Origin of the sequence: Bacillus cereus group sp. MYBK14-1, assembly GCF_051916885.1 — a bacterium.
Lineage (GTDB): Bacteria > Bacillota > Bacilli > Bacillales > Bacillaceae_G > Bacillus_A > Bacillus_A cereus.
On record NZ_JBQAHM010000009.1, the window covers coordinates 59632 to 81255 of the forward strand.

A 21624-nucleotide genomic window follows, 5' to 3' on the forward strand; every position below is an offset into this window, starting at 1 on the left:
AAGTATAATTAACCCGAATCGTTTGTAATGTGGGAAGGAGACTGGAACGTTGAAAACATTAGAACTACAAGAGCGCTTAACGGAGATTTTTCAGCATTTACACGAAAACCCTGAAGTAAGTTGGAAAGAATATGAAACGACAGCGTATATTACTGACTTTTTAAAAGAAGAAGGAATTTCATATAGAACATTTGATGATTGTCCAGGTGTAATTGCTGAGATTGGAGGCGGGAATCCAGTTATTGCGATTCGTGCTGATATGGATGCACTTTGGCAAGAAGTAAATGGAGAATTTAAAGCGAACCATTCATGTGGCCATGATGCTCATATGACCATTGTAATGGGACTTATTTTACAATTGAAAAATATGAGATGGAAAAGTGGTACGGTTAGATTTATTTTTCAGCCAGCAGAAGAGAAGGGGAATGGTGCTTTGAAGATGGTGGAGAAAGGTGCTGTAGATGATGCTGATTTCTTATTTGGCGTCCATCTAAGACCAATTGAAGAACTATCTTTGAAACAAGCAGCCCCATCTATTCGTCATGGAGCAGCAGGATTTTTAGAGGGTATGATTCATGGGGAGGATGCACACGGGGCAAGACCACATCAAGGTGTGAATGCAATTGATGTCATTTCCATGATTAATATCGGTTTGAAAAATATTTGGCTGCCACCGCAAAGTTCTTATTCAGTAAAAATGACGAGATGCCAAGCTGGTGGTGATAATTTAAATATTATTCCGGGAAATGGTCATTTCAGTTTAGATGTAAGAGCAGAGAGTAATATACTATTAGAAGAATTAAAGAAAAAGATTGAGCATGTAATAGAATCAGCTGCATCGATGGGATCAAAAACTTCATACGAATGGATGGATCTTGCACCAGGAGCAGAGGTTTCCGAAGAAGCAGAGCGCTTTATGCGTAAAGGTATTCTCGAAGTGTATGGGGAAGAGAGATGCACAGGGCCTCTCTATACGACAGGAAGCGATGATTTCCATTACTATACAGTGAAAAGACCACATTTAAAAGCTGTCATGCTTGGACTAGGAGCAGACCTACAACCTGGATTGCACCATCCGTATATGAGGTTTGATCATAGTTGTATTATGGATGGGGTAGAAATATTGAAACAAACTGTATTGAAAGTGTTAGAAGACAGGGGCTAGAGAGCTCCTGTTTTTTTGTCGTGAATTGTCGGCAAATCGATATATTTGAAAAAACGTTGATATATTTTGAGTTATGATAGATATATTAAGAAAATCGTTGATATATTTGAAGTTATGATAGATATATTGAGAAAATCGTTGATATATTTGAAGTTACGATAGATATATTAAGAAAATCGTTAATATAATTTCACGTACCTATTAATTTGATGAAAAATGAGCCTCCAGTACATGGTGTATAATAATAAGTACCATTTTTTAATAGGAGAAAACGAATGAACGAACAATATTACGATGCAGTTTTACATATAAAAACAGTCGGTGAGCAAAAAGGGTTTAACAAGTCTATGCATTATCATCGCTATGAACCGACACCGTATAGCGGGTTAGATGAGTTATTGAATCAATATGAAATACGAAGTAGCGACCGAATTGTAGACTTTGGGTGCGGAAAAGGGCGATTAAACTTTTATATGCATCATAAATGTGGTGCTTCAGCAGTTGGAATTGAAATGAATGAAGAGTTTTATAAAGAAGCGATGGATAATCGAGATCGTTATGCACGAAAGGCACGAAACAGTAAGGGGAAAATTCAATTCCAATGTTGTTTAGCGCAGGAATATGAGATTGATCCACATGATAATAGGTTTTATTTCTTTAATCCATTTTCTGTACAAGTGTTTATGAATGTAGTAAATAACATTTTGCTTTCAGTAGAAGAAACGGGGAGAGAAGTGGATATTATTTTATATTATCCTTCTGAGGACTATATTTTCTTCTTAGAAAATCAGACTGCGTTTGAGCTGAAGAAAGAAGTTAGATTGCCAGGTGCTTATGAGAAGAATGGGAATGAGAGGTTTTTAGTTTATAGATTGGAGTGTTAATGTATGGGGGCTTGGGGAGTAGCAATATTATCAGACGATATTGCTGAAGATATTAAGTTACTGTATAAGGATTTGTTAGCAAATGAATATTCAAATGAGGACGCAAGTAGGATTGTAATTGAGGAATACAAGAATGAATTAGATAATGAAGAGACTATTGTTTTTTGGTTAGTATTTGCTTCCATACAATGGAGGTTAGGGAGACTTCAAGAGAATGTTAAGCAGGAGGCATTGCAAATAATAGAAAGTGGTGCAGATTTAGCCCGTTGGGAAGAAGAACCTAAATTACAGAAGAAACGTGAAGTAGTTTTAAATAAACTAAGAGAGCAGTTACATTCTCGGCAGCCAGAAGCTAAAAAAGTGCCGAAAAGATTTATAGCTAATACTTCTTTAAAAGCAGGTGATGCTGTTAGTTATGAATTAGTATCAGGGAGTTGTATTATTCTTAAAGTCATTGAGATTATTGAGGAATGGCACGGAGATAGGTATCCTCTATTTGAAATATGTGACTGGGAAGGCAAAGAAGTTCCTTCAAAGGAACAAATTAACCAATTTGGTTTAAAGAAAAGGATTTATGAAGATGGAAAGCAAGAAATGATGAAACTTGCTATTTATCCTTCAGGAAAAAGAGATAATCCAACTAAGAGAATGCAAATAGTAGCAGAAAATGTAAAAGTAGTATTGAATGTAGGTACACCTTATACAGTAATGAGTTGGAAGGAACTTGATAACTATTTACATGAAATATAATAAAAAAGACGCGCTACCAATAGGTAGCGCGTCTTTTTTATTAGTTACGGATTAAGTAATCAAATGCACCTAAAGCTGCGTTTGCACCTGAACCCATAGAGATGATGATTTGTTTGTACGGATTATTTGTACAGTCACCTGCAGCAAACACTCCTGGTACGTTTGTAGCGCCGTGCTTGTCTGTTACGATTTCACCGCGAACGCGTTCAACTGTTTCGCCTAACCAGTCTGTGTTTGGCACAAGACCGATTTGTACGAATACACCTTGTAATTCAACGTGATGAACTTCTTCAGTTTCACGATCGATGTAAGAAATACCGTTTACTTTATCAGTACCAGTGATTTCTTTCGTTTGAACGTTTTTCAGAACAGTTACGTTTGGTAAGCTGTTAAGACGCTCTTGTAATACAGCATCAGCTTTTAATTCTGGCATGAATTCAAGAACAGTTACGTGCTTAACGATACCTGCTAAGTCGATAGCTGCTTCAATACCAGAGTTACCTCCACCGATAACTGCTACGTCTTTTCCAGTGAATAATGGACCGTCACAGTGTGGGCAATATGCTACACCTTTATTTTTGAACTCAGCTTCACCTGGTACGCCAACATTACGCCAGCGAGCACCTGTAGAAACGATTACGCTCTTACTTTTCAGAATAGCGCCGTTTTCAAGTTCCACTTCAATAAGTTCTTTTTTCTCTAAACGTTTCGCACGTTGTAGATTCATTACATCGATGTCGTATTCTTTTACGTGTTCTTCAAGGCTTGCTACTAGCTTAGGACCTTCAGTCTTTTTTACGCTGATGAAGTTCTCAATACCCATAGTATCCATTACTTGACCACCGAAGCGCTCAGCAACGATACCAGTGCGGATGCCTTTACGTGCTGCGTAAATTGCTGCACTTGCACCAGCAGGGCCGCCACCAACAACAAGAACATCGTATGGATCTTTATCAGAAAGCTCTGATGCATCTGGACCGTTACCCATTTTAGCTAAAATTTCTTCAAGTGTCATACGACCGCTTCCGAAAGATTCGCCGTTTAGGTAAACAGTTGGTACTGCCATAATGTCTTTGCTTTCTACTTCCTCTTTGAATGCAGCGCCATCAATCATAGTATGTGTAATACCAGGGTTAAGAACGCTCATTACGTTAAGAGCTTGTACAACATCAGGACAGTTATGACAACTTAGGCTGATATAAGATTCAAAATGATATTCGCCTTGAATGTTTTTAATTTGATCGATTAATTTTTGTTCAACTTTTGGAGCGCGTCCACTTACTTGTAGTAAAGCTAACACTAATGATGTAAATTCGTGTCCTAATGGAATACCAGCGAATACGACACCAGTGTTTTCACCAGGGCGGTTTACGCTAAAGCTTGGTGTTCTCTCTAATTCAACTTTTTCTACTGTAATCTTAGATGACATAGTAGCTAATTCGTCTACTAGAGCTAACATATCTTTAGATACGTTATCGTCTCCTGCGCTTACTTTAAGTAAAATATCGTTCTCCATTAATTGAAGGTATTGGGATAGTTGTGTTTTTATATCTGCATCTAGTATCATTTTGATCGAACTCCTTAGATTTTGCCTACAAGGTCAAGGCTTGGTTTAAGTGTCGCAGAACCCTCTTGCCATTTAGCTGGGCAAACTTCACCTGGGTTGTTACGTACGTATTGAGCAGCTTTAATTTTGTTAACAAGAATGCTTGCGTCACGGCCGATACCGTCAGCATTGATTTCCATAGATTGGATAACGCCGTCTGGATCGATGATGAATGTACCACGAGCAGCAAGACCTTCTTCTTCCATTAAAACGTTGAAGTTTGTAGTGATTGTGCGAGTTGGGTCACCAATCATGATGTACTCGATTTTGCCGATAGTTTCTGAGCTATCATGCCATGCTTTGTGAGTGAAGTGAGTGTCTGTAGATACAGAGTATACTTCAACGCCTAAGTCTTTTAGAGTTGCGTATTGGTTTTGTAAGTCTTCAAGTTCAGTTGGGCAAACGAATGTGAAGTCAGCTGGGTAGAAACAAACTACACTCCATTTTCCTTTTAAACTTTCGTCAGTAACTTGGATAAATTCTCCATTATGGTAAGCATTAGCTTTAAACGGTTTTACTTCTGTGCCGATTAATAACATGTTAAAATTCCTCCTAAATGTTGGTTTTGAGCATCAAAAAATAGTGTGCTCATAAAATATATTTTTTAATTAACTATAATAATTCTAATTCGATATTAATTATCATATAGAAGTGGTTATTTTGTCAAGAGAATAAACCAACTTTATACCAATTTAATTAATATTTATTCTCAATTAAGACTAACAGGGAATGGAAAGGTAATTTTAAGTCTATAAATTTTAGATGAGTAGTTGAAAGTTTAGTGTGTATGTTAGAGATAGTGTGTAAGTTTAATTTCTTAGGAAGGAGATATTTCTTAGAAGTTGTGGTTTTGAAAAGGAACTGCTTACTTCTATTTTACAAAGAATTTTGTGATAAATAAAATAAAATGAATCGGAAATTTTTTGAACAATTTTTGTCATCTCAAATATATAATTAGGAAGTATATTACGATAATAGTTAGAAACATTGACTCAAAGTGCTAACAAGATATAATAAAACCTAGATATACATTTCAAAAAGAAGATCATATATTTTAGGATGAAAGATTTAATCCTATTATTTTTTATAGCTTTTAGAAAACGCTTACAATTAGTGTGGAGGGGAAACCATGTCTAAGTTCATGAAGTATTTTTTAATGGAAGCTAAAGATGTGATTGCATATGTGAAAGAGAAATTATCTAAGTTTGAACATGCAAAGGGGTTACAGTGTAAAGAAATAGGTGATGGCAATTTAAATTATGTGTTCCGCGTTTGGGATGAAAAAGAGAACATGTCTGTCATCGTAAAGCAAGCTGGGGATACAGCTCGCATTTCAGATGAGTTTAAGTTGTCGACGAATCGTATTCGTATAGAATCAGATGTTTTGCAGTTAGAGGATGAGTTAGCACCTGGACTTGTTCCTAAGGTGTATTTATTTGATAGTGTGATGAATTGTTGCGTAATGGAAGATTTATCGGATCACACAATATTACGTACAGCACTTATAAATCATCAAATATTTCCGAGGCTTGCTGACGACTTAACTACTTTTATGGTAAATACACTTTTATTAACATCGGATGTTGTAATGAATCATAAAGAGAAGAAGGAACTTGTGAAGAATTATATAAATCCTGAATTATGTGAGATTACAGAGGACCTCGTATATTCAGAACCATTTACAAATCATAATAAGCGTAATGAGTTATTTCAGTTAAATGAGGGATGGATTAGGGAACATATTTATAGTGATAAAGAGCTTCGTATGGAAGTAGCGAAACGTAAATTTTCTTTTATGACGAATGCACAGGCATTACTTCATGGTGATTTACATACTGGTTCTGTTTTTGTAAGAGATGATTCTACAAAGGTTATTGATCCTGAGTTTGCTTTTTATGGACCTATGGGATATGACGTTGGGAATGTAATGGCGAATTTAATGTTTGCTTGGGTGAATGCAGATGCAACGATGTCACCTGGAGCTAAGAAAGATACGTATATGGATTGGTTACAAACTACGATGGTAGAGGTAATTGATTTATTTAAGCAGAAGTTTTTAGGTGCTTGGGATATTCATGTGACCGAGATTATGGCGAAGGAAGAAGGCTTTAGCGAAGTCTATTTGCAATCTGTATTAGAGGATACAGCTGCAGTGACAGGTCTGGAATTAATTCGCCGTATTGTTGGATTAGCGAAAGTAAAAGATATTACTTGTATTGGGAATGAGGAAGCACGTGCTAGAGCGGAGCGAATTTGTCTTCAAGTAGCGAAGGGTTTTATTTTACGAGCGAATCAATATAGAACGGGCACAAGTTTTGTAGAAACGTTAAAAGAACAGTCAATGCACTACGCGAAGTAAGGGGAGAATATGATGGAAGAGCAATTAATACCAATTCAGTGGAAAGATGATGCTTTAGTTTTGTTAGATCAAACGTTATTACCAAATGAAATTGTCTATGAATCTTTTAAAACAGCTGAAAGTGTGTGGGATGCGATTCAAGTAATGAAAGTACGAGGTGCACCCGCGATTGGTGTTTCAGCTGCTTATGGAGTGTATTTAGGGATAAAGGAATTTGCTGAAAGTACGGAAGAAGGATTTATGGATGAAGTAAGAAAGGTATGTACATACTTGGCGACATCAAGACCGACTGCCGTAAATTTATTTTGGGCACTTGAAAGAATGGAAAGTGTAGCGACAGATAATATTCATTTATCAATCTCACAGCTGAAAAATAGATTACTAGAAGAGGCAAAAGAGATTCATAGAGAAGATGAAGAAATTAACCGTCAAATTGGAGAACATGCATTAACATTATTCCATGATGGAATGGGAGTATTAACACATTGTAATGCTGGTGCGTTAGCGACAACTAAGTATGGTACCGCGACAGCTCCCATGTACTTAGCGAAAGAAAAAGGATGGGACTTAAAAATCTATTCTGATGAAACACGCCCTAGATTACAAGGTTCAACCTTAACAGCATTAGAACTGCAGCGAGCAGGCATTGACGTTACTGTTATTACAGATAATATGGCAGCTATGGTCATGTCACAAGGGAAGATTGATGCGGTAATTGTTGGATGTGACCGTGTAGCAGCGAACGGTGATATAGCAAATAAAATTGGAACATTAGGCGTATCTATTTTAGCGAAATACTACAACATTCCGTTTTATGTAGCAGCGCCAACGCCGACAATCGACTTAAAAACACCGACAGGAAAAGAAATTCCGATTGAAGAAAGAGATGCTTCTGAAGTGATTAATCGCTTCGGAAAATATTCAGCTCCGAAAGAAAGTAAAGTATATAATCCAGCATTTGATGTTACTCCACATGAAAATGTAACAGCGATTATTACAGAAAAAGGGATTGTAAAGGCACCGTTTACGGAGAATTTAAAAAAGCTATTTCAATAAGTAGATAAATGTAAAAGTCAGTCATCATAAGCTTCATACTTAGGGGGATGTATATGTTATTACAAAAAGAAAGAGAAGAAATTGTAGCGTATGGAAAGAAAATGATTTCTAGTGGTTTAACAAAGGGAACGGGCGGTAATATTAGTATCTTTAATCGTGAACAAGGTCTTGTTGCGATTAGCCCAAGTGGTTTAGAGTATTATGAAACAAAGCCTGAAGATGTAGTTATATTAAACCTAGATGGTGAAGTAGTAGAAGGAGAGAGAAAACCATCAAGTGAATTAGATATGCACCTTATTTACTATAGGAAGCGTGAAGATATAAATGCGCTTGTGCATACACACTCTCCTTACGCGAAGACGATTGCATCATTAGGATGGGAGCTTCCTGCTGTATCGTATTTAATTGCTTTCGCAGGACCGAATGTGCGCTGTGCACCGTATGAAACATTTGGTACGAAGCAATTAGCGGAGGCTGCTTTTGAAGGCATGATTGATCGCCGTGCTGTTTTACTTGCAAATCACGGTTTAATTGCTGGTGCAAATAATATAAAAATGGCGTTTACTGTTGCAGAAGAGATTGAGTTTTGTGCTCAAATTTATTATCAAACGAAAAGCATTGGGGAACCAAAGCTATTGCCAGAAGATGAGATGGAGAATTTGGCGAAGAAGTTTGAAGGGTATGGGCAGCAGTAGAATGAAACAAAAACACCCTCAAGAAATCTTGAGGGTGTTTTTTAAGCTTTTTTAAGCAACAAATACATAAAGTAAGGAGCCCCAATTAAAGCAACGACAATACCTGCTGGAATGCCATTAGGATCAACGATATTTCGTCCGATTGTATCTGCTAATAATAATAGCCATCCGCCGATTAAAAGGGCGATAGGCATGAAGATTTGATGTCTTGGACCTACTAAAGATTTCGCGATATGAGGAGCCATTAATCCGATAAAGCTAATTCCTCCTGTTACGGAAACAGCTGCGGCTGCAAGTGCAACGGCTGCAACTAATAAGTACCTGCGTTCTTTTTCAATTTCAATTCCAACGCCAATTGCGACTGGTTCGTTTAATGCTAAAATGTTTAATCGATTTGCTTTATAGAAAACAAACGGAATTAATACGATTAACCATGGGAGCATTGCTAAAACGAAAATCCAGTCATCTCCCCAAATATTTCCGGCAATCCATTTTGAGATAAAGTCCACTTTCATACGATCAGCGGATGAAATAAGGACAATCATCGCTCCAGATAGTGCAAATGCAAAACCGATACCAGTTAATGTTAATCGGATTGGTTGAAGTCCAGTTGATTTACTATATGAAAACACGTAAATTAGAACAGCTGTCAGAAATGCCCCAATAAATCCAACGACAGGTAGTAAGTAAAGAAATGAACCTACGTCTATTGGAAAGTATAAAAAGAAAATAGCAACAGCAACACCAGCCCCAGAGTTAATACCAAGAATACCAGGTTCAGCTAAATCATTTCGGGTAATTCCTTGCAGAATAGCCCCTGATAAAGCAAGAGCCATACCAGCTAATAACGTAATGACAATTCTAGGTAGTCTTAAAGAGTATAAAACAAACTCCTCTTTAAAAGTCCCTTGCCCCATTAATGTTGGGAGTAGTCGATCATAAGATAAAGATGCTGAACCAAGTCCCATTCCAACTACAATGGTTGTGATGATTACTATAAGTAAAGCGAGTATAATGAGACGCTGTTTTCTTAAAATAGATTGCATCATGAGAATGTTTTTCCTCCTTTACGTACAATGAATAGGAAGAATGGTAACCCTACAATCGCGACAATTGCCGCAACTGGTGTTTCGTATGGAGCGTTAATAGTACGTCCGATTGTATCTGCAAGTAGCATAAAGGAAGCTCCAGCAATTGCTGACATCGGTATAACAAATCGGTAATCTGGACCGACAATTGGGCGTACCATGTGAGGTACCATTAAGCCGATGAATGCCATATTTCCAACAAGCGCTACAGATGCACCTGCAAGTAAGATAATAATGATAAATAAAATAGTTTTAATAACAATAATTTTTTGACCTAGTCCAATAGCCACTTCCTCACTGAAACTAAGAACTGTCAATTTTTTTGCTAGTAAGATAGCGATAAAGATACTAATTGAAATGACCGGAATAATAATTTTTAATTGGCTCCAAGTTGTTCCAATTACGCCCCCAGCAGTCCAAAGTGATACATCTTGTGAAATTTTAAAGTAAATGCCGATTCCTTCTGAAATTGCGAGTAGAAATGCTGAAACTGCAGCGCCCGCTAATACAATTCGAAGAGGAGAAAGGCCGCCTTTTTTCACCATACCAATTCCAAATACCATAATTGCGCCAATTGCAGCACCGATAAAGCAAGCTAATGTTAAGTAAAGATAGCTGATGGAAGGGTTGAAAGCAAGTGTCAGTGCAAGCGCAGCATTTGCTCCACCAGATAGCCCTAATAATCCAGGATCCGCAAGTGGATTTCGTGTTAATCCTTGCATAATTGCCCCAGAAACGGCTAATCCAGCTCCTACAAAAATAGCAGCAACTTCACGTGGTAAACGTATTTCTCGAATAATAGATATTTTGTCTCCTTTAGCGGAGGAAGTGAGTGCTAACCATACATCTTTTATCGAAGTATCTGCAGCACCTAATACCATTGCAACCATAAAAATAAGAAAGAATGCAATTAAGCTTAAAATTAGTTTGTATGTAAAAGCTATAGAACGTGGATTGTCATGATCTTTTGTCATTCGTTTCACATCTTTTCTGTTCATAGAATAAAGGAAGAGGAATTCTTAAATTAAGAATTCCTCATGTTTGTATTATTTACCAAGAAAGCTCTTCTTGAAGAAGTCTAGTTGGAAATCTAATGTAAGTGGATCATTGAAATAGAATTCCATCATGTTTGCTTCATATACGCGATTATTTTTTACTGCTGGGATGTTTTTATATGATTCTGTCTCTTGGAATGAGTTATCAGTATCTTTGTTTTTACTTACGATTAAGTAATCACCAGCAAATTCAGGTAATACCTCAGTAGATAATGCGTAGTAACCTTCTTTTAATGCTTTTTCTTTTACTTTTTCAGGCATTTTTAATTTCATTTCTTGGTACAGAATTTCTGTTCCGCGGCCCCAGTTCTCGCCGTATACATAAAGCTGTTTGTTGAAGTTTTCTACAACAGAAACTGTTGCATCTTCACCGATTTTTGCTTTAATTTCTTTACCAGCTTCTTGTGCACGTTTCTTGAAGTCATCAACCCAAGTTTTTGCTTCTTTTTCTTTGTTTAATAACTTACCAATTTCTAAATGCTGTGTTAAGTAATCAACTTTTCCGTAAGTGTATGTTACAGTAGGAGCGATTTTCTTTAACTTATCGACATTTTTAACATTTGATAAACCAATGATTAAATCTGGATTTAGTTCAGCGATTTTTTCAACATTTTCATCTGATACTTCAGCAACATCTTTAAGTTTGCTATCAAAACGTGGGTTTTGTTTAGACCATGAATCTACCCCAACAAGATTTACACCTAATGACATTACGTTACCAGCGAATGATGATAGTACAACAACGCGTTTTGGATTTGCAGGAACTTCTACTTTACCATTTTCAGATTGGTATGTAATTGTTTCTGATTTACTACCTTTTGCATCGTTCTTTTTGTCTGTAGAGCCATTGCTACAAGCACTCATAACAAGAACGAAAAGAACTGTTAGTGAAATAAATAACTTTTTCATCGTCTTTCTCCTTTAACATAGATGATATGTGTATACAATAATTTGTTTAACTGCAATCTTTTTGAAAGAGTAGTGGTAAAGCAAAATGATTTATTAAAAATCTTGAATATGAGATTTTATAATATAGTATTAACCATATTAATAAAAGAAGATGTAATCTCAAATTTGCTAATTATTAACAAAATGATAATGATTATCACTATTGATTCTTTAAATAATATAATTTTATATAGGTGTATTGTCAATAGTAATTTTGATTGTAAATTTTGCGGAAACAGGTTATATTTTATTGAGAATGATAATCAATGATTAATAGCTGAGGAGTGAGCACGAATGAATCGAGAAGAATTGTTTGATGTAACCGTGATAGGCGGAGGACCTGCAGGGCTTTATTCAGCTTTTTATAGTGGACTCAGAGAAATGAAAACAAAAATAATAGAATTTCAACCACATTTAGGTGGAAAAATACATGTGTATCCGGAAAAAATGATTTGGGATGTAGGAGGACTATTGCCAGTTACAGGTGATAAGTTAATTGAACAACTTGTACAGCAAGGGTTAACATTTAAGCCGGAAGTTGTATTAGATACAAAAGTAGAATCGATTATTCGTAATCAAGATGGTACTTTTACATTAAAAACAAGTACTGGCGAAGAACACTTTTCAAAAACAGTTATCGTCGCAACAGGAAGTGGTATATTGAAACCGCAAAAGTTATCTATTGAAGGTGCTGAGCGATTTGAAGTATCGAATTTAAATTATACAGTTAAATCTTTAAAGCGTTTCAAAGGTAAAACAGTTATTATTTCCGGTGGAGGCAATTCTGCTGTTGATTGGGCAAATGAATTGGAACCAATTGCGAAAAAAGTGTATGTAACCTATAGAAAAGAAGAATTATCTGGTCATGAAGCACAAGTAAAACAACTTATGAACAGCTCAGCGGAGTGTTTCTTTAATACATCGATTACAAAATTAATTGCTGGTGATAATCATGAAGCGATCGAATATGTAGAATTAACAAATCATGAAACAGGTGAGGTTTCTCACTTACCTATTGATGAAGTTATTATTAATCATGGATATGAACGCGACATTACATTATTAGAAAATAGTGAGTTAGACGTTGCAATTATAGATAATTATTATATTGCAGGTAATGCAAATAGTGAGTCTTCAGTAGATGGATTATATGCTGCTGGAGATATTTTAAAGCACGAAGGGAAACTACACTTAATTGCAGGTGCATTCCAAGATGCTGGAAATGCTGTGAATAAAGCAAAGCAATTTATCCAACCAGATGCAAGTGAGTACGGAATGGTTTCTTCTCATAATGAAGTATTTAAGAAGAGAAATCGCGAACTGATTAAGCAGATGATAAAATAATAAGGAACAAGTATACCCCCACATACTTCTCTATTCAAATGGATGAGAGATGTACGTGGGGGTTTTCCTGTTTACTATATTTTCAATCATTATAATGACACCGGTTTCATCAGTTCATATGATATGAACATTTTTATTGGTAAAGCATCTTAGAAAACAATTTAGCTATGTTTTGCTTACGCAGAACATGGCTAAATTACGCTGTCCCTTTAGCGCGTTTATTAGGAAATGGCATATTTAGTATAGAAGCAATATATTGTTTTCCATGTTTTCGAGCCAATGATTCTAATATTTGACGGACGCGTTTTGTAAGATGGCCTTGTTTTTTGATGGCTTCACAATATGCGTCATAGAAAGCATATTTAGCCCAAAGGAAATCATCTTGTTGGAATAAGAAATGATTTTTGTACCATTCACCAATTGTATGATAACAATTGTTTTCATGTATTGCTGTGCTTTGAGAAAGAAAACGATCAGATAAAGATACATTCAAATGAGAAATTGTGTTTTCTGTTTCAACTTGTAGTGTTTTTTCTAACATTGTAATGATGTGACGAGTAGCCATATGTTAACTCTCCTTTGTGTAAATGGGTAATACCATTCTATATTTAAAAAATTCTTACTATATAATACTATACAATATATGGAATGCATCTACCTGCTTTTTGAACTGCATTTACAAAATCTTTTTTATTTGTTTACAAAAATAAAGTAAAGTAAGATACAGTATAGATGAAAAAATAATAAAGGAATGAACGCATTGTATATAACAGTAGAAGAGACTGCGGAGTATTTGAATTTACCAAAATCGTATATTGAAGAGTTAATTCAGCAAAAGAAAATTCGTGCGCTATTCGATGGAGAGCAATATTTAGTAAATAAAGAACAATTCAATACGCATTTAGAACAAATGGAGAAATATAAGCAATTAGTGGAAGAAATATTGAACGAACCAATTCCAGAAGATATGGATGTTAAAGACGAAGATTAAACTATGGGAAATCCCTTATGAAGATATGCAGAAATGTATCTTCATAAGGGATTTTTTGTTTGAAGATATCAAAAACATAAGGAGTTCTTAGCCTTTCTTCAAATTTTGATAGGTAGTAGTCTACCATGTTAAAAGCATATTTTTTTCTAGCTAGGACAAACATAGAGAACGTAACCTGTACAGATACATATACTATCAGTGCAAAAGCTTATAAATTAATGGAAGGGGTTTTCTCGTGAGTTTATTTCATTGTGATTTTTTGAAAGACTTAATTGGATCTTTTGTGAGAGTAAACAGGGGTGGTCCAGAATCTCAAAAAGGAACAATAATATCAGTATGTCAGGACTACTTCGTATTGAAGAATGAAAAAGGTGAGCTTTATTACTATCAACTTAAACATCTAAAAAGTATTACAAAAAATGCGAAAGAATGTGGATCAAGTGATTGTGAGTGGGAAGATTGCGCCTGTGCAGAAGATTTTGAAGCACTACTTGAAAGTTTCAAATATTGCTGGGTGAAAATTAATCGCGGCGGTCCAGAGAAAGTGGAAGGCATTTTGCAAGATGTTTCTTGTGACTTCGTAACATTAATCGTAAAAGAAGAAATTATATTAATTGCAATAAAGCATATTAAAAGTGTTAACTATAATGCTTTAGCATGCGGAGAGAGCGATGAGAGCGACAATAGTAAGGAAAGTAGCGATAATTCAGGTCGTGCTCGTGCACAAAGACAATCAAGTAGAGGAAGATAATAAGAAAGGGGGATACGAAATTGGAGAATGTATTATGCTGTGACCAAATTAAATGTTTAGTTGGTGAGACTGTAAAAGTAAACCTTCGTGGACCAGAAAGTCGAGTTGGTGAGCTCGTATCGTTAGGAAAAGATTATCTAACGTTACAGTTACCTCATGGTGAATTAGTATATTATCAGTTGAAACATGTGAAGAGTCTAGTGAAGAAAGTGAAAGAAAGTAAATGTGGCGATTGCTATAGTTCATGTTTCTGCTCTGATGAGGATACTTTTTTAGATATATTAAAAGACTTGAAGTATAAGTGGGTAAAAATTAATCGTGGCGGTCCAGAGTGTGTGGAAGGTTTATTAAGTGAGGTACACCATGGCTGTATTACACTAGTAAACGGTGATGAAGTTATTTATGTAATTAAGTCTCATATTAAGAGTGTGAGTCAAGTAGTTAAATGTAAAAAGAATGAAGATGAATAATGTTTAATAAATAAGAGGGGCATTATGAGGGAAAGAGAAGAACAATTTCTTATTTCGATAGTATGAAAAGGAATTACTTACTATTAAAACAGAACTTTGCCCTGATTATTTTTTTAGAAATGGAAGACAGATAAGAAGAAATTCGTAGGAAGGAGGATATAGATGAATGAGTTAAACAAAAGTATTGGAGAAAATATATATGTTAAATTAATCGGTGAAAAAAGATTTAAAGGTGTATTAATTGATGTAGGAAATGATATCGTTGTTCTTTACAATGGACAAGACTACGTATATATATCTTTATATCATGTACAATATTATAAGTTTTTAAGATCAAATGATGAAGAAATCTCAAAACCAGATGTGGATTCTGTAATTAAGAGAGAGTCTCCTTCAATTTCTTTGAGGAAAGTATTAAGTACATCTAAAGGGATTTTTACGGAAATTTATGTAGCCGGAAATGCTCCAATACATGGTTATGTTACAAGTGTGATGAACGATTATATTGTTTTTTATAGTCCAGTTTATAAAACTGTATATATATCTTTAAAACACTTGAAATGGTTAATTCCGTATAAAGAAAATCAAGTGCCTTATGCCCTCAATAAAAATGAACTCCCCGTGAATCCGTTAAATATTACGTTAGCTCGAACGTTTGAAGAACAGCTTATTAAAATGGCTGGGAAAATTATGGTGTTCGATTTAGGTGAGGAGTCCAATAAAATTGGAAAAATGGCGAAAATTGATGAAGGTCATATTGAAATATCAAAAGCACGTGATGCGAAAATGTATGTAAATATTCAACATGTAAAATCTGTCCATTGTCCGTAAGCTAGTTGAAAGGGCTGGCTTTTTCTTTTATATGCAGAAGAAAAGGTCGAGCCTATTTGTTTTAGTTTAATTTGGAGATGAGGGGAAAATGAATTGAATATAAGCATAGTATAGTGTGATTTTTTAAAAGGTAACTTTGCACTAACTTATAAACATTGTGTACGAGCTATCTTATTATATATTCAATTTATTTTTTGAGGAGGAGCTGCTCAACTAATTTATTAAAGGGGTTTTGTTTGTGGAGCAGTTTCCGAATTCGTTATCAATTACATTGCTTGGTAGTGCTGGTGGAGCAGCAAAAGCAGTTTTAGCAATTTTAAATCAAGCGATAGCAAATGAAAAAGATCCAATTTATGAAGTATTAAAGAATGCTAAATTTCATTTGGTGGATATAAAACAAAAAGATAGGAATTATTACGATGAGTTGTTTTCGAATTTGAAAGATCAATTATATTTATATGAAATAAACCTTCAAAATGTAGTGGAATTTAAAAAACATTTAAAAGAAAAAAGAACGAGTGTTGTGATTGATGTTTCAGGGGCAGATACAATTAGAGTATTAAGCTGCTGTAATGAACTAGGAATTTGTTATATTAATTCAGCCTTGGAAAATGAGGCAGTAGATCAGGACGATAGCTTAATCGGTTTTCAGCTTACGGAAAGATATACAAGGTTTGAGAAGGAGAAAGAGAAATTTACAAATACAAAAGCGATTATAGGTTCAGGTATGAATCCAGGTGTTGTTCAATGGATGGTTGTTGAGCTTATGAAGGAACGACCAAATGAAAGGCCAAGAGCATGTTATATTGTAGAACATGACACATCATTTTTGAATGATACAGCACTTATAAAGCCACATACACTTTATGCTTCATGGGCAGTAGAGCGATTTTTAGATGAAGCGATCTGGAGTTATCCGATGTATATGAGTCATCATCGTCCTCTTTACTTTTATGAAGATGTATATTCTTCAGAGTATAAAGTGAAGTTAGGAGAAAAAGAATTCTATGGTTGTTTAATGCCACATGAGGAAGTATTAATTTTAGGGAAAAACTTCAATATGGAAGTTGGTTTTCTTTATCGAATTAATGAGTATACAACAAATATAATTAGACAGAACTTAGATCAAGTAGAAGATTTATGGAACTGGAATCGTAAAGTGTTTAATCCAGCGGAAGAAGAGGTTGCTGGAGAGGACTTGGTCGGTGTGTTACTCGTTTATGAAAATAGTGAGACATATATGTATAATGTGATGAATAGTAGCCAAGTTTTTCGTAAATATAAAACGAATGCAACGTATTTTCAGGTAGGGTGCGGGATTTATGCGGGCTTGTCCAGTTTACTTTTAGATCAATTTGAACAAGGTGCTTATTACGTCGAGGAGTTGTTATTAAATACAGAAAGTAAGTACGGTGAGTATTTAAATTTATATATGAAGGATTTTGTAATGGGGCATAATAATTTTACGGATGGATTGTTACATGACAGGGTAAGATGGATGTAAGTTGTTACCAAAAGGAAGGAGAGATCTCCTTCCTTTCAGTATTATAAGGTTAAATATTGCCCTGAAAGCAATTTCATACTTATACTTTAAGGAGATAACAATGAAAGTTTTTTGTATCGATCAAGGGGAGTTTTTATATGAATAAATACAAGAGCTTGATTTATGAAGAAAGAAGAGCCTTAAAGGTATTTATATTATTATTTTATATTATATTCTTTTTATATGACGCTATATATTATTTTGTATATCCTGCTATGAATATTAGTGGAACAGCGGTAGGTTGGCCAGAAGGTAGTCTTGGGATAGGTGTGCCTATATTTGTAATAGCATTATTTCCTATTTCTATATATCTTCAAAAAAGAGGGTATGTATATTCTGTAAAATATTTATTTTTATTTGGGTACATGTTTATCAATCTTGTGAATAATTTAATGATTTATTTGCGAACGGATAGACCTTTTGAACATGGCAGTATGGTAGAAATGTTATTAATTTTATTTGCCCCAGTTTTCGTGAATAGAAAATACTTTTATTTAGTGTCCTTTAGTGTAATTGGAAAGTACGTATTTTTCACATTGCTATTACAAGATTTAAAAGTGATAATTCCACTTGTTTTATGTGTATTTTATTTCATTATTTCACATTCTTTATTAAAACGATTTCAATCTTATGTAAGAACAGTGGTTGAAATGATGAACAATATGAAAGAGACGGAAAATTTAGCTGTGATTGGGACTATGTCTACAACAATTGCTCATGAAATTCGAAATCCGTTAACAGCGTTAAAAGGGTTTACGCAAATGCAAAAAGAAAGAAATCCAACTGATACGATGAGCTACGACATTATGCTACAAGAAATTGAAAGAGTCAATGGATTTGTTAGTGAATTGATGTTGTTAGGAAAACCAAAGCCAACAAATTATGAAAGGTGTAATATACGAGACATCCTTCTATATGTTGTGCATCTAATGGAAAGTTATGCAACGCAATATAGAGTTAAATGTCATTTACAAGTAGATGGGAATTTACCGGCTATAAACGGTGATGATAAGCAATTAAAACAAGTGTTATTAAATATCATTAAAAATGGAATAGAATCAATGCCAGAGGGTGGAGAAATTCATATCCGTGCATATCAAAAAACGCAAGGACATTTGTGTATTTCTGTTGAAGACCAAGGATTTGGTATAGAGAATGAGAAGTTAGAAAAAATTGGCAAGGCGTTTTACACAACAAAGGAGACTGGTACAGGACTTGGATTAATGATTACATATAAAATTATTAAGGAACATCAAGGGAGTATCACGATCCAAAGTAGTGTAGGAGTAGGAACGAAAGTAGAAATTTTTTTGCCGACCTTTTAATGTATTGGGAGAAAAGATTTTTCAGAAAAGTGTTCTTGTTGTGTAAATATAAACATTTTATAAAATGTTTCAAGAAGGGTTTTTTTTATAAAATACTTCGTTTATAATGGAGGAAAATATCGACATGAGATTGATTGCTCATGTAGCGGTTCAGTAGTGTTATGAAAAGATAAGAAGGGGTGCACACGCATCCTTTTTTCTATGCAGATATTATGAAAGAGGTGGTATGATGGAATTAACATTAAATTCGACTGTATGTTTACACACGATTCAATTTCGAAAAGAGCAAAAGAATTATATTGTAAAAGATACAATTACAGGAGAAAAATATGAAATGCCGCCACTTTGGATTGATGCATTGGCAATGATGCGTGACGGTTTTTTATTGGGGGAAATTGAGGAGAAATTAAAAGAAGAGTATCCATCCGAAGAAGTGAATATGTTAGCATTCACGAGGCAACTGTTAGAACTAGAACTTGTTGAAATGGTAGATGGAGAAGAGATAGCTTGCACAAAGAAGAAAGAGATAGATTGTTTAGCTTGGGTGCGTCCTCGTGTGGAACAATTCTTTCTTAATTTAAATAGAAAATATAGAAGCAAAGACCAGTAGTGGCCTTTGCTTTTTTTATAGGCTATGTTTAAAAAATAACAGCAAATGCTCTTGCGAAAGCACCGTCACTATTTTTAATTTTTAAAGGTGCTGCTGAGAAAAAGAAACGTTTTGCTTCGATAGCATCTAGATTTGTTAAGTTTTCAATTAAGTAAATATCATTCCCTAGTAATATGTGATGAATCGGTGATGTTTCTGTTGTGACTTCATCAGGAGAAATGAAATCTAAACCGATAGATTTTACTTTTAATCGCACTAGTTCTTTAGCTAATTCTTCAGAAAGATAAAATGCTTCCTTCTCATAAGCTTCTGTATTCCATTTTGTGGATAGATTAGAATGAAAAATAACAATATCACCTTCTTTTATGTCAGTATTATGCAATACTGTCTTAGGTAATTTTCGCTCTTGAATATGTGTTACATCTATAAGAACAGCTTCACCTACAAATTGATCCAGCGGTAATTGATCGATGGTCGTTGCGCCTGAAATAAAATGCGCAGGAGCATCACAATGCGTGCCAACATGAACGACAGAATGAAAATCTGTAACTTGATATCCTGATTCTTCAACACTTGTAACAGCTTCTAGTTGTATTTTAGGTGTTCCAGGAAATTGAGACATATTATTTTCAAATGTTTGTGATAAATCAATTACTTTCATTTTACATACCTCCAATATATGTTTTTCAAATAATAAAAAGCTCATCCTTCAGTATCAAGAAAGATGAGCTTTACATGCTAGTTGAGTTTTATCTTCCAAAATGCATTGCATTTTGCAGGAATTAGCACCTATTCAGTTTGTATAAACTGAGGTTGCTGGGCTTCAAAGGGCCGGTCCCTCTGCCTCTCTTGATAAAGAAGTATTCAGTTTTTAAAATCGGAATTTTCCGATAGTTAAATTGTAATTCATTTCCTTTTTGCGTGCAATACAAAATAGGTATTCACCCAAATAAAGCTGCTCGCATATTGTAGCTTATGTAAATAGAATGCTGCGAAGGAGTGAGTGCAGTGACAGGAAATGTATTAAATTATTATGCTGGTGGTAATACAGCTAGGGGATTTCACAATTTATACGAAGAGAATTTAAAAGGATTAGACAGATTATTTATCTTAAAGGGTGGCCCAGGAACGGGAAAATCTTCTTTAATAAAGGCAATAGGTCGTGAATGGATTGAAAAAGGATATGATATTGAATTTTTACATTGTTCTTCTGATAATAAATCGGTTGATGGTGTAATTATCCCAAAATTAAAAGTAGGAATTGTTGATGGGACATCGCCGCATGTTATTGAGCCAAAAATGCCAGGAGTTGTTGAAGAGTATATAAATTTAGGAATTGCTTGGGACTCAGATAAACTAAGAAAGCAGAAGTTAGAAATTGAAAGATTTGTTTCAGAAGCAAGCAAAGCTTTTCAGTTTGCTTACGCACGTTTTAAAGAGGCATTGGTTATACATGATGAGTGGGAGAAGATATATATTGATAATATAGATTTTAATAAAGCAAATGAACTAACCAATCAGCTAATCCAGAAATTATTTGCAGATAAAAGCGGGAGACAATCGCTTGTAAAACATCGTTTTTTAGGAGCTGCTACACCGAAAGGAGCAGTTGATTTTGTTCCTAATTTAACAGAAGGGTTACCACATCGTTATTTCATAAAAGGGCGCCCAGGCTCTGGAAAATCAACGATGCTCAAAAAGTTAGCTAAGGCAGCTGAAGAAAAAGGGTTTGAAGTTGAAGTATATCATTGCGGATTTGACCCGAATAGTCTTGATATGGTTATCGTAAGAGAATTAGGATTTGCAATTTTTGATAGCACCGCACCACATGAATATTTTCCAAGTCGCGAGGGTGATGAAATTATTGATATGTATGCCCTTATTGTTACGCCAGGGACGGATGAGAAATATGCGAAGGAAATTCGTGATGTCTCCATTCAATATAAAGCAAAAATGAATGAGGCGATGTCTTTCTTAGCGAAAGCAAAATCGGTTCGTGATAAATTAGAACGAATTTATATTGCTGCTATGGATTTTTCAATAGTAGATGCATATAAAGAGGAGATTCAAAAAGAGTTTGAACGAATTGCTGCTACTGTAATTGAAAAGCAACAATAGACGTTTCATTAGGCTGTCAGTAATTTCTGACAGTT

General features: G+C 34.9%; 22 protein-coding genes and 1 riboswitch. Of the genes, 15 read left to right on the forward strand and 7 right to left on the reverse strand.

Annotated features, from left to right (window positions below; genetic code table 11):
- The first annotated feature begins 49 nt into the window (after nucleotides 1–49).
- The 3 genes from ACTFR3_RS21010 to ACTFR3_RS21020 all read left to right on the forward strand — a co-directional run bounded on the left by ACTFR3_RS21010 (nucleotide 50) and on the right by ACTFR3_RS21020 (nucleotide 2799).
- Nucleotides 50–1165, forward strand: coding sequence for a M20 peptidase aminoacylase family protein (locus ACTFR3_RS21010; protein WP_000853516.1), 1116 nt, complete (start codon nucleotides 50–52; stop codon nucleotides 1163–1165).
- Nucleotides 1166–1440: 275 nt separating this feature from the next.
- A complete protein-coding gene (locus ACTFR3_RS21015; protein ID WP_001005624.1) occupies nucleotides 1441–2049 on the forward strand; it encodes an SAM-dependent methyltransferase in 609 nt (202 codons plus the stop codon).
- 3 nt (nucleotides 2050–2052) lie between these two features.
- Nucleotides 2053–2799: a hypothetical protein gene (locus ACTFR3_RS21020; RefSeq protein WP_000501503.1), complete on the forward strand. Its 747-nt coding sequence runs from the start codon at nucleotides 2053–2055 to the stop codon at nucleotides 2797–2799.
- A gap of 40 nt (nucleotides 2800–2839) precedes the next feature.
- Here the strand turns inward: ACTFR3_RS21020 and ahpF are convergent, their stop codons facing one another.
- Nucleotides 2840–4366 (reverse strand): alkyl hydroperoxide reductase subunit F, encoded by a 1527-nt coding sequence (gene ahpF / locus ACTFR3_RS21025; protein WP_000599508.1) that lies wholly within the window; start codon nucleotides 4364–4366, stop codon nucleotides 2840–2842.
- 14 nt (nucleotides 4367–4380) lie between these two features.
- A complete protein-coding gene (gene ahpC / locus ACTFR3_RS21030) occupies nucleotides 4381–4944 on the reverse strand; it encodes an alkyl hydroperoxide reductase subunit C (RefSeq protein WP_000924420.1) in 564 nt (187 codons plus the stop codon).
- A gap of 590 nt (nucleotides 4945–5534) precedes the next feature.
- On the opposite strand from ahpC, the gene mtnK reads away from it, so the two are divergent.
- From mtnK to ACTFR3_RS21045, 3 genes are read left to right on the forward strand one after another with little or no spacing between them, the layout of a single operon-like run.
- Complete coding sequence (mtnK, locus tag ACTFR3_RS21035; RefSeq protein ID WP_000033073.1) at nucleotides 5535–6764, forward strand: S-methyl-5-thioribose kinase; 1230 nt, start codon at nucleotides 5535–5537, stop codon at nucleotides 6762–6764.
- A gap of 9 nt (nucleotides 6765–6773) precedes the next feature.
- Complete coding sequence (mtnA, locus tag ACTFR3_RS21040) at nucleotides 6774–7820, forward strand: S-methyl-5-thioribose-1-phosphate isomerase (protein WP_439962933.1); 1047 nt, start codon at nucleotides 6774–6776, stop codon at nucleotides 7818–7820.
- A gap of 53 nt (nucleotides 7821–7873) precedes the next feature.
- Nucleotides 7874–8515, forward strand: coding sequence for an L-fuculose-phosphate aldolase (locus tag ACTFR3_RS21045; RefSeq protein WP_000926557.1), 642 nt, complete (start codon nucleotides 7874–7876; stop codon nucleotides 8513–8515).
- A 41-nt stretch (nucleotides 8516–8556) separates the two neighbouring features.
- On the opposite strand, the gene ACTFR3_RS21050 is transcribed toward ACTFR3_RS21045, so the two are convergent.
- From ACTFR3_RS21050 to ACTFR3_RS21060, 3 genes are read right to left on the reverse strand one after another with little or no spacing between them, the layout of a single operon-like run.
- Nucleotides 8557–9564 (reverse strand): FecCD family ABC transporter permease, encoded by a 1008-nt coding sequence (locus ACTFR3_RS21050; RefSeq protein WP_000983752.1) that lies wholly within the window; start codon nucleotides 9562–9564, stop codon nucleotides 8557–8559.
- Entirely contained in the window at nucleotides 9561–10601 is a 1041-nt protein-coding gene (locus ACTFR3_RS21055) for a FecCD family ABC transporter permease (RefSeq protein WP_002025239.1), read from the reverse strand. The genes ACTFR3_RS21050 and ACTFR3_RS21055 overlap by 4 nt, the downstream gene beginning before the upstream one ends.
- Before the next feature lie 48 nt (nucleotides 10602–10649).
- The gene (locus ACTFR3_RS21060) at nucleotides 10650–11567 is read right to left on the reverse strand and encodes an iron-hydroxamate ABC transporter substrate-binding protein (protein WP_000732579.1); all 918 of its coding nucleotides are present in this window, start codon (nucleotides 11565–11567) and stop codon (nucleotides 10650–10652) included.
- A gap of 333 nt (nucleotides 11568–11900) precedes the next feature.
- Between ACTFR3_RS21060 and ACTFR3_RS21065 the strand changes: the two genes are divergently transcribed.
- Nucleotides 11901–12950, forward strand: a complete 1050-nt coding sequence (locus tag ACTFR3_RS21065) for an NAD(P)/FAD-dependent oxidoreductase (RefSeq protein ID WP_001078267.1) — start codon at nucleotides 11901–11903, stop codon at nucleotides 12948–12950.
- 196 nt (nucleotides 12951–13146) lie between these two features.
- On the opposite strand, the gene ACTFR3_RS21070 is transcribed toward ACTFR3_RS21065, so the two are convergent.
- Nucleotides 13147–13515, reverse strand: a complete 369-nt coding sequence (locus ACTFR3_RS21070; RefSeq protein WP_213746756.1) for a hypothetical protein — start codon at nucleotides 13513–13515, stop codon at nucleotides 13147–13149.
- Nucleotides 13516–13701: 186 nt separating this feature from the next.
- On the opposite strand from ACTFR3_RS21070, the gene ACTFR3_RS21075 reads away from it, so the two are divergent.
- From ACTFR3_RS21075 to ACTFR3_RS21105, 7 genes are all read left to right on the forward strand, one after another.
- Nucleotides 13702–13941: a helix-turn-helix domain-containing protein gene (locus tag ACTFR3_RS21075; protein ID WP_001998970.1), complete on the forward strand. Its 240-nt coding sequence runs from the start codon at nucleotides 13702–13704 to the stop codon at nucleotides 13939–13941.
- Between the two features lie 235 nt (nucleotides 13942–14176).
- Nucleotides 14177–14692, forward strand: a complete 516-nt coding sequence (locus ACTFR3_RS21080; protein WP_000051527.1) for a spore coat protein B — start codon at nucleotides 14177–14179, stop codon at nucleotides 14690–14692.
- A gap of 20 nt (nucleotides 14693–14712) precedes the next feature.
- Nucleotides 14713–15162, forward strand: coding sequence for a spore coat protein B (locus tag ACTFR3_RS21085; protein WP_000432509.1), 450 nt, complete (start codon nucleotides 14713–14715; stop codon nucleotides 15160–15162).
- A gap of 162 nt (nucleotides 15163–15324) precedes the next feature.
- Nucleotides 15325–15993 (forward strand): hypothetical protein, encoded by a 669-nt coding sequence (locus tag ACTFR3_RS21090; RefSeq protein ID WP_001004284.1) that lies wholly within the window; start codon nucleotides 15325–15327, stop codon nucleotides 15991–15993.
- A 238-nt stretch (nucleotides 15994–16231) separates the two neighbouring features.
- Nucleotides 16232–17497, forward strand: a complete 1266-nt coding sequence (locus tag ACTFR3_RS21095) for a hypothetical protein (protein ID WP_000434716.1) — start codon at nucleotides 16232–16234, stop codon at nucleotides 17495–17497.
- A gap of 137 nt (nucleotides 17498–17634) precedes the next feature.
- Nucleotides 17635–18861: an ATP-binding protein gene (locus ACTFR3_RS21100; RefSeq protein ID WP_001046103.1), complete on the forward strand. Its 1227-nt coding sequence runs from the start codon at nucleotides 17635–17637 to the stop codon at nucleotides 18859–18861.
- A 229-nt stretch (nucleotides 18862–19090) separates the two neighbouring features.
- Nucleotides 19091–19471 (forward strand): hypothetical protein, encoded by a 381-nt coding sequence (locus ACTFR3_RS21105; RefSeq protein WP_000424116.1) that lies wholly within the window; start codon nucleotides 19091–19093, stop codon nucleotides 19469–19471.
- A 28-nt stretch (nucleotides 19472–19499) separates the two neighbouring features.
- On the opposite strand, the gene ACTFR3_RS21110 is transcribed toward ACTFR3_RS21105, so the two are convergent.
- A complete protein-coding gene (locus ACTFR3_RS21110) occupies nucleotides 19500–20132 on the reverse strand; it encodes a cyclase family protein (RefSeq protein WP_006926178.1) in 633 nt (210 codons plus the stop codon).
- Between the two features lie 85 nt (nucleotides 20133–20217).
- A riboswitch (SAM riboswitch) is annotated at nucleotides 20218–20330 on the reverse strand.
- Nucleotides 20331–20479: 149 nt separating this feature from the next.
- Between ACTFR3_RS21110 and ACTFR3_RS21115 the strand changes: the two genes are divergently transcribed.
- On the forward strand, nucleotides 20480–21589 hold the full coding sequence (locus ACTFR3_RS21115) for a PRK06851 family protein (RefSeq protein ID WP_000147458.1): 1110 nt from the start codon (nucleotides 20480–20482) through the stop codon (nucleotides 21587–21589).
- Nucleotides 21590–21624 lie beyond the last annotated feature (35 nt).